The 13,299-nt window shown below is 45.7% G+C and carries 11 protein-coding genes and 2 tRNA genes; 6 read left to right on the top strand and 7 right to left on the bottom strand.

The features are described 5' to 3' along the window. Positions 1-374: 374 nt before the first annotated feature. Positions 375-1,484: a chymotrypsin family serine protease gene (locus HP568_RS23800; protein ID WP_173630422.1), complete on the top strand. Its 1,110-nt coding sequence runs from the start codon at positions 375-377 to the stop codon at positions 1,482-1,484. A gap of 5 nt (positions 1,485-1,489) precedes the next feature. On the opposite strand, the gene HP568_RS23795 is transcribed toward HP568_RS23800, so the two are convergent. From HP568_RS23795 to HP568_RS23785, 3 genes are all read right to left on the bottom strand, one after another. Then, entirely contained in the window at positions 1,490-3,211 is a 1,722-nt protein-coding gene (locus HP568_RS23795; protein ID WP_173630421.1) for a protoglobin domain-containing protein, read from the bottom strand. A gap of 154 nt (positions 3,212-3,365) precedes the next feature. Continuing rightward, positions 3,366-3,791, bottom strand: a complete 426-nt coding sequence (gene fosB, locus HP568_RS23790) for a metallothiol transferase FosB (protein ID WP_173630420.1) — start codon at positions 3,789-3,791, stop codon at positions 3,366-3,368. A 98-nt stretch (positions 3,792-3,889) separates the two neighbouring features. After that, on the bottom strand, positions 3,890-4,114 hold the full coding sequence (locus tag HP568_RS23785; RefSeq protein ID WP_048034206.1) for a hypothetical protein: 225 nt from the start codon (positions 4,112-4,114) through the stop codon (positions 3,890-3,892). A 134-nt stretch (positions 4,115-4,248) separates the two neighbouring features. Here HP568_RS23785 and HP568_RS23780 point away from each other — a divergent pair, with 134 nt between their 5' ends. The 3 genes from HP568_RS23780 (at position 4,249) to HP568_RS23770 (ending at position 5,048) form a co-directional block, all read left to right on the top strand. Beyond that, positions 4,249-4,755 carry a hypothetical protein gene (locus tag HP568_RS23780; protein WP_048034205.1) on the top strand — a complete coding sequence of 169 codons (507 nt, stop codon included), beginning with the start codon at positions 4,249-4,251 and terminating at the stop codon, positions 4,753-4,755. 116 nt (positions 4,756-4,871) lie between these two features. After that, positions 4,872-4,948, top strand: a tRNA-Pro gene (locus HP568_RS23775). A 17-nt stretch (positions 4,949-4,965) separates the two neighbouring features. Continuing rightward, positions 4,966-5,048: transfer RNA gene (locus HP568_RS23770), tRNA-Leu, on the top strand. Positions 5,049-5,200: 152 nt separating this feature from the next. Here the strand turns inward: HP568_RS23770 and HP568_RS23765 are convergent. Then, the gene (locus HP568_RS23765) at positions 5,201-6,085 is read right to left on the bottom strand and encodes a carboxylesterase (protein ID WP_173630419.1); all 885 of its coding nucleotides are present in this window, start codon (positions 6,083-6,085) and stop codon (positions 5,201-5,203) included. Positions 6,086-6,368: 283 nt separating this feature from the next. Here HP568_RS23765 and HP568_RS23760 point away from each other — a divergent pair, with 283 nt between their 5' ends. Further along, positions 6,369-6,893 carry a type 1 glutamine amidotransferase domain-containing protein gene (locus tag HP568_RS23760; protein ID WP_173630418.1) on the top strand — a complete coding sequence of 175 codons (525 nt, stop codon included), beginning with the start codon at positions 6,369-6,371 and terminating at the stop codon, positions 6,891-6,893. Positions 6,894-6,978: 85 nt separating this feature from the next. Next, complete coding sequence (locus HP568_RS23755; RefSeq protein WP_173630417.1) at positions 6,979-8,946, top strand: hypothetical protein; 1,968 nt, start codon at positions 6,979-6,981, stop codon at positions 8,944-8,946. A gap of 221 nt (positions 8,947-9,167) precedes the next feature. On the opposite strand, the gene HP568_RS23750 is transcribed toward HP568_RS23755, so the two are convergent. From HP568_RS23750 to HP568_RS23740, 3 genes are read right to left on the bottom strand one after another with little or no spacing between them, the layout of a single operon-like run. Next, positions 9,168-10,400, bottom strand: coding sequence for a Ger(x)C family spore germination protein (locus HP568_RS23750; protein ID WP_048034202.1), 1,233 nt, complete (start codon positions 10,398-10,400; stop codon positions 9,168-9,170). Next, on the bottom strand, positions 10,393-11,499 hold the full coding sequence (locus HP568_RS23745) for a GerAB/ArcD/ProY family transporter (protein ID WP_173630416.1): 1,107 nt from the start codon (positions 11,497-11,499) through the stop codon (positions 10,393-10,395). The genes HP568_RS23750 and HP568_RS23745 overlap by 8 nt, the downstream gene beginning before the upstream one ends. After that, positions 11,500-13,074, bottom strand: coding sequence for a spore germination protein (locus tag HP568_RS23740; RefSeq protein WP_173630415.1), 1,575 nt, complete (start codon positions 13,072-13,074; stop codon positions 11,500-11,502). Positions 13,075-13,299 lie beyond the last annotated feature (225 nt).

The following is a 13,299-nucleotide window of genomic DNA, read 5'->3' as shown; positions in this document are numbered from 1 at the left end:
AAAAATCGGATCAAACGGAAAGCTCGTAGAGGAAACATGAGAAATAAGCGAAGATCTTTGGGACACCGACCGAGGCGCAATGAAAAAAAGAGAAACAAGCTCTTAGCGTCCACCTCTGAGATGCCTCCTGAATGGACGACTTTGGACGCGGGTTTCGCTTTTTTTCATGGAGCCGTGCAGTCAATCCCACAGCGGGAGGCCCAAGAAGCTGGAGCGTTTTCTCCTGTTTCCTCCCACCACTATAGCTCGAACAAGAGGTTTTTTCCCATCCGTAAAAAAGGCTTCCCCGCAATGACAAGCGTCCAACAGTGCTGGCCAAGTTTTACATACGATGACCATGTAAAACTAACTACCTCCAGAAAGGAAGGGGTGCTATGGCAACCTTTCAGGAAGCGCTCCTGGCCAAGAAGCATTTGGTCAAAAGGTGGAAGCGGATGCCGGGCGTAATTGGCATCGGGATTGGCTACGCAAACGGAAAAAACAAAAAAGGCGGCGCCTGCATTGTGATGTATACGGTCAATGCAAGTGCCGCCGTGAAGAAGAGCTGCCCGAGCTGCGTCCTTGTCAAAAGGAAGGTGGCGACAACTCCAACTCATGTATCCGTTCCTGTTCGAACTGTCACCTCTGGACGATGCCATTGTCATCCTGCTGTACGTCCCTCTGCAACGAATTATCGCAGCAGAATCAGACCTGTGATTGCGGGATATAGCATCGGCTACCCAGGAGCGTCCGGAACGGCTGGGTTAATCGTTGCCCGAGGAGGCCAACGGTTCGTGTTGAGCAACAATCACGTCCTGAATCGTAACAATACGAGTGGCTATACCGAGACCATCCAGCCTGGTGGAGCAGACGGCGGCCGTTCAGGAAGAGACCGAATCGGGCGCTTGTATCGCTTTGTTCGGCTTCGGAGAAATGTAGCTAATCGAATGGATGCAGCGATTAGTATCCCTACTTCGAATCGACTCCTTGCCCCTCGTTATGCAACAGTGGGCAGAGTACCAGGAGTGATTCGTTCGTATGGCATCGGGCGCAGATTGAAAAAAGTGGGCCGTTCATCGGGGCTGGCATGGGGAACGGTTGAATCGATCCACACCGATATTGATGTCAGTTACGGGAACTACGGAGGACTTGGGACCATCCGTTTTCAGAATCAGACGGTCATCAGAAGTACAGTTCCCGTCTCCTTGCCTGGAGATTCTGGCTCTGTTTGGCTGACTGCGGGCAACTATGCTGCAGCAGTGAATTTTGCTGGTTCATCCAATGGCAGACTCTCGATTTCGTATCCTGTGATCTGGGCATTGCAAGCGTTTGGCGTCGGAGTAGCAAGATCAGCAGGGAGAACTGGCAAGTCAGTTGCCAAAGCCAAAAGAGTCAGGCGAAACAACGCTCGTACTAGACCATTGTCCGCCACTGAGTTAAACCGTGTCCAAACAAAAAAAGCTGCCTCCAAAAGGCAGCCGGGCAAGAAAAAGACGAATAGATAATAGCATTAGGAAACTTCGTTGGCTAACTGATCCAATACGTGGAGAATGCGTTGTGAGATTTCTTCTAACGTATCAAACGCAGCTTCTGCTTCCTCTAGTTTTCCTTGCTTGACGAGGTGGTAAATTCGCCGAACCGTTTCATGGAACTGTCGATGAGGCGCATCCAATTGCTTGAAAGAGGGCAAGGTGCTCACGGAAGGATTGTTCAGGGCCTCGTCATACCAGATCCCCAAGCGGCATTGATGATGGTCGACGAGTTCTTTTTCATCAATGTGGTGATAGCCAAGCATGAAGTTGTACAGCCACCATCTCCATAAGAGATGGTCGGTTTTGACGATTCGCAAGTAATGCTTAGTCTTTAAGTGGCTCGTTTGCGTGATGCTCAACTTGTGCAGGCTGTTAATGCCGGCGCCAACATCATAGACGTTTTTACCTACATTCGAGACGTGCGAAGAGACCTGCTCCATATTCGTCTGGACTTGCGATATGCGCATCGAAATATCATCGGTGGCAGCAGACTGTTCTTGTGCCAATGCTGCGATATGTCCGGTAGCATGCCCGACAGTCTCAATATTTTGCACAATATCTCCTAATATCCCAATCGCATCACGTGTCTGAATCACTTTATCGTTAAAATGGTCGCTCATGAGAGTGGCCGTTTCTTTTACCTGGACAGCTTCATTCTGGACATTGTTGATTGTGGCTGTAATGCTTTGCACGGATTGCTTGGTCTGTTCGGCGAGCTTCCGTACTTCATCTGCCACGATAGCAAAGCCGCGGCCGTGTTCGTTGGCTCGCGCTGCCTCAATTGACGCATTCAATGCAAGAAGATTGGTTTGATCCGCAATATTGCGTATGACTTGGACGACCTGGGAAACTTCTGCAATGGATGTCATTAGCTGTGAAATTTTTGTTTGCATCTCTTGGAATTCATCTGCCATGGAAAGAAAGCTGGTCAATGACTCTTGGATAATGTCCTTGCCCATCGTCGCTTGCTCGATGGTAGTGGAAGCACTCTCTGCGACAGAGACGGCTGATTGAGCCACTTTTTGCACAGATTCGCTTAGTTGCTCGGCAGCAGAGCCCACATTGCCGGCTTCCTCAGTCGTATCCTCAATCGTATCCAGCACATGCTTGAATTTATCGATCTGAATCACTAACTCCAGAACTTCGCCCAGACGATCAATGACTTTGAAATCATTGTCCTCCTGATATGATTGGAGGACGATTTGCGAATCAAGCGTGATGATCTTCATGAGTGCCAACAGGACGGAAGAAAGTTCTTGAGGACGTTTCGAATAGGTGTTGACGATTGCGGGAATCAAATACTCATAGACCCGCAAGTAAGAGCCCGTATACCATTCTGGCGCAAGTCCAATCTTGCTGTGGACCTCTCCGATTTTCTTACGTCCGGCTACATAGGCGTCGTCTAGCTTGGCATGTGGAAGCGATTGCAAATAGTGACGAAAGGATACGGCCAATCGATCAACCGTCGTATGCGTTTCGATGATCTGCATAAGATGGGAGTATTGGCGAAGCATGTGGTAATGACGCTCTGTAATAGCCTCTAGGTGTTCTGTTAAGAGTGGTTCAATTTGTTTCAACCGATCAAGGTCTGTCTGATTCATTTGCAAAAAATGCACTTTTCCTTGTAGCTGATCGGGCATTTGGACATCGCTTTTTTGAATTGAGGCGGTAACAGGTTGAGCGCCACGCTTACCAAACATAAAATCCCTCCAAATTTTTACGAAAAACGGGCCTATTCATTAAAGGAATAGGCCATAAGTGCTTTATAGATTATAGCATTTACGAATGGAGTTGAATCTTTGGAACTATTGTGATTTTGTGAAAAGTATATTAAGAAATGGGCAACATCATCGATTATTCAAAAAAGGTCATGTGATGCTTTTCGTCCCGGTAATAGGCGAGACGGTCCTGGAGAGTGCCTGTATGTAATTCGAACTTATGTCCATCAGGGTCGGTGAAATAAATGGAGCGTTTATCCCGCTCCGAACGATCCCGTCCATGCAAAATGGTAACGCCATGCTTTTCCAAATGAGCACACCACTCATCAAATGACTCTTCTGTGATAGTGAAGGCCATGTGTGTATAGGAGTGAGCAATTTCATTGCGAGGGATGTCTGGTTCCTCATTCAGCGCTAACCAATAGCCATTCAGGTCAAAGTAAGCCAGCTTGCGACCTCGTACAAGTGGTTTGGCATGCAGTACATCCCGGTAAAAACAAAAAGATTTCTCCAGATCAGAGACAGAGAAAAGCAAATGATTCAATCCTTGAAGTTGCGGCAATACGTCCCCCACCTTTTTAGCAATAATCTTCAACTATTGCTATTGTATGGGGAAAACAGGCAAACCACCAGTATAGTGCGGGTCTGCCTGCATTTCGTTTAGGATTTGCTTTGTTGAGCTTGCGCTTGGGATTGCAGCGTGGATTGGACTTGGGATACCATCGTTTGGGCTTGGGCAATTTCCTGAGACGCTTGCTTCAGGGCTTCTTCGGCGAGCTGTGGATTCGCTGCAGATTGCTCGATCGCTTGCGTAATCATATTTTTTGCCAGCGTAGTGGCTACCTCTGCTTTTTTAAGCGAGTCGGTGTTAATTTGGCTCGGCATGATATACCTCCTGCGGGTTTTGATAATGGGAACACCGTATTAATTTGCCCCGCACGCTACGGTTTATGTATGCGGATACGCGTCCAACCGTTTTTCTCCCGCGATGCATAGTCTGACAGGGGGAGGGACGTTATATGAAAAAGCAATGGGTGCAAGTCATTCGATTGGCAGAGCAAGCGTTCTTTACGATTATCTTTTCGGCCCATAAGCGGGTGGGGGATCGCGGAATCCTTTTGCCAAAGCGGTTTCATTCCAAATTGAAAATTCGCCGTTTCTTGCAAAAATTCATGACTCCTTGTCTGGCAAATCGAGTGATCGGCAATCTTGATTTGCGGCGAATAAACGGACGACTCGCGATTCCTGTAGGTGATACGATAGGGGCACCGCCAATTGTAAAATCAAAGGTCCTGTCTTCGGGTAGCAGATGTGCGACGCTTGTGGTATGGTTTGCCTTCGATCCAAGTGATCGATTTTTCCGTGTGTACCAGTTGAAAAAGCTTCCGAATGGGCGTTGGATCGTTGTCGGACGTCATCCGCTGGACTATCCGTTTAACCTTCCGCAGGATTTCCTGAAACGACAAATACCCTGTGGAAAAATCTGTACACCATGTAGAGAGAAGTTAAAAACTAGGAAAAAATGACTATATTCCAAAAAAATCCGGTATTGCTATTGGTTCAATTTGCCTGTATAGTATGTAAGTGTTGCAATACTTATCGGAAATTGTCGAATGAGAGAAGCTCCGATATGGCTGGCAATCGGGAAGTAGCTCAGCTTGGTAGAGTACTTGGCTTGGGACCAAGGGGTCGCAGGTTCGAATCCTGTCTTCCCGACCATGTTTTCATTTGAATAGGCCGGTATGGCGGAATTGGCAGACGCGCGCGACTCAAAATCGTGAGGGAAACCGTGGGGGTTCAAGTCCCTCTACCGGCACCAGCAATCTATACATATGGTTTTCGTTATAAGGTGGGGAACAGTGAGTAGGCCTGTTTCTCACTTTTTTTTATTCGGTTTACGAAGTATCGACTGGATGGAGATACTCTCACTTATGTGTATACGGGTCCTTCATACACCTATGAATTCAATTTTCATTTATCTAAAAAACTCAATACACGTCCATTAACGTATTCTGGCTGTTCCATCGACAAAACGTGGCCAGCATTATTTACGATTTCCGCTTCGATACCGGGAACAAAAGACAAAGCACGATGTAAGGCAGATTGCGGGTCATAAATGACTTCGTACTCGCTCAGTAATAAGAGAATCGGAACTTTTACTGATTTTAATTCGTCGTCAGTAAAAACATATGGGAATCCATCAGCTTTAGGTTTTTGATTTCTTAATTCATCCTGCCACATAATGCCTGCATGAAACTGCTTTGCAAAATTTGGATGTAATACGTAACGATCCCCCATCATCCATTTTAAAAAATTCTCAACTCCGTTAGGTACAAAAAGGCCAAGTGCGTATTTGTAGAAATTTGGATGAAATGATACGAAAGTTTCCGCAGGACTAAGTAAAACTGCCTTTTCTACTCTCTCGGCCGCACGCAAAACAAAATTCATAACATGAAGCCCACCAAGCGAAAGTCCAAGCAAGTAAGCTTTTTTGATACCCAGATTATCAAACACTTCAAGAAGCCAATCGGCGTAACCCGTTCTCGTACCGTTTAAATCCACAGGGATACTTTTGTTCTTATCACCCATGATATCAATTGCATATGTTCGGTATTTGCTGCTCCAATCAGCAATGTTTGGATACCACATGGTGGAACTAAACATTGCTCCGTGCAGCAATACGAGTGGTGGTGCATTCTTTGGTCCACTTGCAATAATATGCGTTTGACCGAAACGGGTAGATACATAAAATGTTTCGTAATGAACTGGCCAAAGAGCAAGGCTTTCTTCATAGGTTTGATAATAGTGATTGCCGCTATCACTTAGTGATGGAATGATCGGTGCATGGTTAGACATACAAATCTTCCTTCCGATTCTGTTTATATGGATGGGGAAATACGTGAGGGAAATCTGACTTGCGTTTGAAACAGACTACACGAATAATATAGTACAGTATTTTTATAACGTCAATTATTCTATGTTTGACAATGGAATTGTTGAATTGTAACAGGTCTTGAAAAATAATATAACAGCATATGCTTCCTTAGCACACAAAGATTTTTTACGATTCCTATCTGCTGTCTTTTCCTTTTGTACCTGCTACAATAACGTAGTATAGAAGGAAAAGGAGGCGAGAACGTTGAGACTTGCAGGAAAACAAGTGGTTTGTTTCGTTGAAAGTGAATTTGAGGATCTCGAGCTCTGGTATCCGGTGATGAGATTGCGAGAGGAAGGTGCTACCGTCCATTTCGTCGGCCCTAAGGCGAATCACGTCTACATAGGGAAGTACGGTGTACCGTGTGAGGCTGACAAAGCGATGGCAGAGGTCAATCCTGCCGACTATGCAGGCGTACTCGTTCCAGGAGGATGGGCACCTGACAAGCTGCGCCGCTATCCAGAAGTGCTGTCGTTTGTGGTTGCGATGCACGAGGCGAAAAAAACGATTGGACATATTTGCCATGCGGGGTGGGTGCTTGCTTCTGCAAAAATTCTACGCGGGGTAACCACGACATCGACGCCAGGCATTAAAGATGATATGGAGAATGCAGGCGCGATTTGGGTCGATGAAGAGGTTGTGGTAGACGGTCACATTGTTGGGTCCCGTAGACCGCCTGATCTACCTGCGTACGCCAAAGCGTTTGCTGATTTGCTGGCACAACAATAGGGAAAATAATAGTGGGCTTGCTCGGGTAAACGGGCAAGTCCTATCATAAAAGAAAGAATTTTCATTCTAGTAGGAGGATGATCAGGTGTTCAAAAATCGGGATCAAGTCCCACCAGGAAATGAAATCATGGCTAGCAACGCACATCTACCTGAAAATAAGCTTTTCCCACCCAATTCCCACCGAAATATGCCACCCGTTTTACAACTCGCCAAAAAAGTAGGAAACAAGGCAATGACGAAGCTTCTGCAAAATCAAAGGCAACCTTCCATGCCTGTCATCCAAAGGAAACTCGATCCAGACAGTCTCAATAAAATGAAAGCGGACAAGCCAGATAGATACGGAAAAAAGGATTTCGAAAATGCCGTTGGAGATGACGGGAAATTTACGGATGTGAAAGCGGATAAAGGGCTCCCTACCTTTTGGGGACTGCTAAAGGAAGTGTACGGGGAAGAAAATTTGAATTCATCCATTTTCCATTTTACAAAAGAATTGGGAGATACATGCGATCGACCCCATTCTGTTACCGCTGATATCACAAAAAACGGCTGGAATTCTGAACGTGACCCGTCTGGGCTAGTACCGGCTATCGGGAATCTTGGTTATGAAGAATCGCTCATACGTGATGGGAATGATAAGCACCGAGTGGCCAGTTATAATGGGGGCCATTTGGTAGGCTATCAGATTCTGCGGGGAGAACAAGCAGACCAGCAATGGAATGTTGCTCCACAAGATAAGAAAAATAATCAGGAATCTTATAATAATACCATCGAGGTTATGCTGCGTGGGGCAAGGGTTGGAACAAAGTATGAGTACACCGTTGAATTGCAATACGATCAATATAACTTTTCCGTGGATCAGGATCAATTGAAGAAACGGGGCATATTGAAAGAAATCGACTCGGATAAACCTTGGGAAATTCAGCTTCCTGTAAGAATTCCGTTTAAATGGGATGCGAAAGCGTTGATGATCAATGATGGGCAATTTGGTTCTCCAACAAACGGGACAGCTTCTTATGATCAATATTCGCAAACCATGGACGAAACGAATTTGGATTCTGCAAAAGCAGAGACCACTGCTAGATACAATCTATGGCTAGCAGATGAGAAAGACGACAAGTCCCTTTTTGACAAAGATTCCGAAGAGTTTAATGATCTTCACTGGGTGAAAAATATTCACTTTTCCATGCATCAAGCACTGCCGACTGATCGAAAAAAGAATAAGAATCCGATCGATTGGAAGGGAGAGGAAGGCAAGAAAACAGCCTTCTATGGTGATGTTCGAAAAGGACGGGCTGCAAACTCTGCGAGCAGTTTAGAAAAGGCAGAAAAAATGCTGGAGCAAAACAAACACCTGATCCATGATATTGAAGCCATTGAAGACGTAAAACAACCAGAAGAATTTGAGCTGCTTCCTAAAAGAGAAATTAATAGGCAGATTGGGGATACAAAAAAAGGATTCTTTATCACCCGATTACATAATTGTCAGATCAAAAACGAATATCAGAAGCTGCGTGATGCGAATGAAGAATGGTTAGAGTTGTTTTCCGTTCAACGTGAAGAATTGAAAATCTTAGAGTTGGGAAAGGAAACATGGAACGAACTAACCACGAAAATCAATAAAGAGGCAAGTCCGGTACAGATTGAAGAGTATATCCTATCGCTAATGGAACTGAAACGGACCCTCTTAAAAATAAAAGATCACCGAGAAAGTAGACGGTTATACAAGCAAGTCGTAGATACAAACTATCCTGTATATAAAGAGAAATTTGAAGATTGCATGAGTAAATCGATAATAGAATATCAGAGATTGGTAGGTCTGAAAGCGAGGGTTGACGAGCTTAGAGTTGAAGAGGAGAGTTTGGATAAACAAATAAAAGGCCCCAAAAAGAAATTGAAAAGAGATGATCAAGAAAATAAAAAGATACAAGCAAAAGAACGCATGGAAGTACTCTTGAAAGAATTAGAAATTCTAGAAAATGAAATCCAAGGACTCGAAAATCTGCAAAATAGTTATAGTCGTGTAACGTATGAAGTTTTTTTAAATGGCAAGTGAAATAAGCAAGGGCTGGCTCGTTATGCTGAGTAGGCCCTTGCTTTTTATGTTGAGAAAGCTTTTGCTACGAATTGGAGTTATTCCGTTTCTTCCACGGCGGATCGCCTAACTCATGAATTTTGTTATTGATTTTAAAAAAAAGATAGGGAATCAAAAACGCCAAGATCGTCCCTGTGAGGGTCAAATAAGGAGGGACTACACCTAAAAATTTGAACATGGGATCACCTGTTATTTTGGCGTTCGGTACGGTTGATCGCGCCGATATTGCGTAAATAGACCTTTGCTTGAACGGTTATTTCACTTTTTTCATACAGATGCTGCCCTGTTTCCCAATCCTGCCGAATCTTTTTCCACAGCGAAAAATGATGCTGCTTCAGATAGCTGCCAAGCTTGATGACATCCACTTTCATCTGCTTATGGACCTTCTTGACGGTATCATTACTCATTCGCTCGATTTCTTCGGCAAACACTTGTTCAAGCTTCCCCATTGCCGTGTTATTCAAGGAATCGATTGTGGCGTAAGACTCCGCTAATGTGCCTTCACATTCGATATTTATCGTGAATTTCATGTGCTGCTGATCGCGTAAATCTGCTTTAATGCCATGCTTGATCCCTTGAATGTTCATCGAGACAAGATTGTTTTTAAACTTGCCTTTTACCATACCTCCCTTAACTTTTCCGGTGAGAAAATTCAGTCCCTCCGTCTCTTCTTCCCCGAGAAAACCAATCAACTGATTGTCGTGGGTAAAAACAGCGGAGCCTGCTAATTTTACCTCCTGCTTTTCTGCTCTAATGCGCGGGACCACAAAACTGTATGAACTGAGAAGCTCCTCGTGGACATCACCCAATCGAACTTCTGGAAGCATGCGGGAATTTTTATTGACGTTTTCTCCAATCGAGTTAACGTAAATAGCGGGTAGCTTTTCTGTTTTCGGTTTGACTTCCAGTACTTCTTTGGCGAGGCCATTTGAGATAAATACTTTGCTGCTTCGTCTGGAATCTGGATCTCGCAAATAGAAATCGAGTGCTCTGGCAAAACCGTTTTTCGTACGGGAGATGTCTTCGGAGACGATCAGGATCTTCATGTGTTGATAAAACGGAGTTCTGCTGGTCCGGGTAGCTAATTCGCGGGAAATCTCGAAAAGAGAATCTCCCTCGGATATGAGGTTGAGGTAAGCCTCATTCGCTGTGTTTTGACCACCGCCGCTTCCTTGGCCGCCGGAGATCAATCCACCGGGGACGACGAATTGATGTGTGACGAGAAAGCGTTCTTTTACTTGAGGTTTGTCTGGAGCCTCTTGTTTGGCTTGCTGCTCGGCTTCATTCGTACGAGGTTTATCAATCGCTACGCCCACGACAAATCCTCGCTCCTCAATTTGAACCTGATCCCAGCATCCAGCCAGCAAAGTCGAAAGAAGCAGGAAGATGCAGAAAGCAGTGAGTTGTCTATTCATGACCCTTTACACCTCGTATGAAAGCGATGAGGAGCAGCAAAATCGGACATAAATAGACGACGATCATTCCGAAATAAGTGATGTTATCTGCAAACGTGAAGAAATCAACCAGGTTTTGCGGGAGCATCGCGACAAAATAAATCATGGGAGAAAGAATGAGCACCCAAATCGTTTTGTGTACCTTGTGGAACATGGACGACAAGTTGAGCACGGTAATATCGAGCCACATTGCACATGTGTTGAAGATCGTCATGATCCAAATGGTAAAGAAAATGGACTCCACCCGTTCAAAAAATCCGCCGGGGATTTCGACTTCTTTTGCCAGCTCGATGGTTGGATAGGTCAAGTTCGTCGCAACCTCCGCAGAGAATACACCGATGGCGAACATGTAGATGGTCATGTAGAGCAGAATGGGGATCGAGAGACCTAACGCCACGGCCTTTGCCCCTTCCTGAGGCTTTTTCATTAGCATGGTGTAAAAAAGGATAATCTCAAAGCCAGAGTAAGACAGTCCGACCACTCTGGAGCCTTCCAAGAGAGAACGCCAGTCAGAAGAAAAGAAGGGGCGAATATTTTCGATCTCAAACAGCTGGGTAGTAAACAGCAGGACGATGAACATGACGACAAGCACCACAGGTAAAAACAGCAAGTTAAGCCGAAGCATGGCAATACGTGATCCAACCACAGAATACTGAACAATCAAGAGAAAGGAGAGCGTGATCATTTCCACCGGGGTATTGTAGAACAGGTACTGCTTGGCGATGTTTCCGATTGCCCTGATTTCAAACGAGACAAACAGCATCGTGTAAATACAGACGAGTAAGGTCAGGATGTAGGCGATCGGTTTGCTCACGATGATCGAGCTGTATTCAAAGAAGGTTTGTCTCGGAAACCGGGCTGCCAGCTTGGCAAGCAGCCAGCCAACCAGGCACGCACAAAGACCGCTGATCACGACGGAAATCCATCCATCGAATGCTCCGGTTGCCTTGGCTAAGGAGCGGGGAAAAGTCAGGATGCCGACGCCGATTGTGACTGAGGCAATGTTAATCCCCATATGATTTTTGCTGATCATTTTCTCCGCCAAGGTTTGTGCACTCACTTACGACCCTCCTGTACTCATTCTGTTTGCATCTTTCGTGTGAAGGGCATCTGGTCGGGTTTTCAAGAAGGTAACAGGTGCGCGTAAAATCATATCCTTCCAATCCCTCGGCATCTGTGGGGCAAGAGGAGCCAAATAAGGGTACCCGATGCTAGTCAGATTGGATAAATGAATCATAATGGCAATAAAGCTCAACACCACGCCATAAATACCAAAAATGGCTGCCATAAACATGGCGAAAAAACGGATCATTCGAAAGGCAATGGCAAGGTGATAAGAAGGGATGGCAAAAGAAGCGATGGCAGTGAGGGCGACGACAATAACCATGACAGGACTGACGATGCCCGCAGAAACCGCTGCGTCACCGATGACGAGACCACCGACGATTCCGATGGTCTGGCCGATCGGTTTCGGTAAGCGTAACCCGGCTTCCTGCAACAGCTCCATCGTCGTCACCATCATGATCGCTTCTACGAATGCTGGAAATGGAACTCCATCACGTGTGGCGGCAATCGAAAAGGCGAGATCAGACGGAATCAAGCCAGGGTGAAAGGTGACGAGGGCGATATAGAAAGCGGGCGAATAGACGGCCAGAAATGCAGCCAAATAGCGTAACAGCCTCGCTAATGAACCGACAATCCACCGCTCGTAGTAATCCTCTGGTGAATGCAGGAGCAGGCCAATCGTCACAGGCAAAATGAGCACCATGGGAGTCCCGTCCACCAATATCGCGATGCGGCCTTGAAACAATGCTGCACTCACTTTATCGGGACGCTCCGTGTTATGGATTTGCGGAAAAGGCGACAGAAAATCATCTTCAATCCATTGCTCGATAAAACCGGACTCTTCTAGCTCGTCGACATCGATTGTGGAGATTCGCCGTCTCACCTCATTCAGTAGTTCCGGATCAGCGATGTTTTCAATGTAAGCGATGATCACATCTGTTCGGCTGCGTCTACCTATGACAGACCCTTCAAAGCGCAGGTTCGGGTCTTTGATACGTCTGCGTATGTGAACGGTGTTATCCCGGATACTCTCCGTAAAGCCATCGCGCGGACCTCGCACCAAGCCTTCGGAGACCGGCTCCTCAATGGCCCGAGTTTTCCATCCCTTGCTGTCGATAATAATGACTTCGGTCGATTCATCTACCAGAAGCGCTGTATCCCCGGAAAGAATGCCTTCGAGTATTTTTGTCAAATCCGTTGCTTTCGATATTTCAACGACAGCAAGGACTTCCTCATAGAGCATCCGGACAATCTCATCTGGTTCAGTCGGTACTACTTTGGAAGCAGTCGAGATCATCAACTGGATTTGCCCGAGGACTTGCGTATCCAGCATATCGCAGTTCGCCAACCCATCAATCGCAATAACGGCACAGGAATGATTGGTGTTGCCGATCGTAAAGGAACGAATTAACAAATCGTGCGGGCTGCCCAGCACGGTCTTGAACGTCTCCATGTTTTGCTGCAAACTGGTCGATAGCGTAAGCGCAGGATCATTTCGCTGTTGCATACGTTGCGCAATAAGAGAGGGAGTTTTCTTTTGGCGACGCTGGGACAAAAATCTGCGCATCATTTGAAGTTCCTCCCGTTCAGAAAGCGAATATCATGTTAGTGCGATTTTTTCCAGATGGGAGGAAAATTATGCGGAAGAACAGGCGAATGCTAAATCTTTCATAGTTTTGAATTGAACTCATCTGTGACCTATGTTACATTCGGCATGGTAGAATAGAGTGTAGGAATAAGGTAGTTCAAAAAATCGTCTTTTGATCATGAAGTAGTCATGAAAGCTTATTCGACA

Source organism: Brevibacillus sp. MS2.2 (assembly GCF_013284345.1).
GTDB classification, from domain to species: Bacteria; Bacillota; Bacilli; order Brevibacillales; family Brevibacillaceae; genus Brevibacillus; species Brevibacillus brevis_C.
Note: the sequence above shows the minus strand (reverse complement) of the source record. Positions and strands in the feature narration are given on the sequence as shown.

Excerpts from the sequence above, each read along its gene's own strand:
- HP568_RS23800 (WP_173630422.1), top strand. The coding sequence starts at position 375 with ATGGCAACCTTTCAGGAAGCGCTCCTGGCCAAGAAGCATTTGGTCAAA.
- HP568_RS23795 (WP_173630421.1), bottom strand. The coding sequence starts at position 3,211 with ATGTTTGGTAAGCGTGGCGCTCAACCTGTTACCGCCTCAATTCAAAAA.
- HP568_RS23785 (WP_048034206.1), bottom strand. The coding sequence starts at position 4,114 with ATGCCGAGCCAAATTAACACCGACTCGCTTAAAAAAGCAGAGGTAGCC.
- HP568_RS23780 (WP_048034205.1), top strand. The coding sequence starts at position 4,249 with ATGAAAAAGCAATGGGTGCAAGTCATTCGATTGGCAGAGCAAGCGTTC.
- HP568_RS23765 (WP_173630419.1), bottom strand. The coding sequence starts at position 6,085 with ATGTCTAACCATGCACCGATCATTCCATCACTAAGTGATAGCGGCAAT.
- HP568_RS23750 (WP_048034202.1), bottom strand. The coding sequence starts at position 10,400 with ATGAATAGACAACTCACTGCTTTCTGCATCTTCCTGCTTCTTTCGACT.
- HP568_RS23740 (WP_173630415.1), bottom strand. The coding sequence starts at position 13,074 with ATGATGCGCAGATTTTTGTCCCAGCGTCGCCAAAAGAAAACTCCCTCT.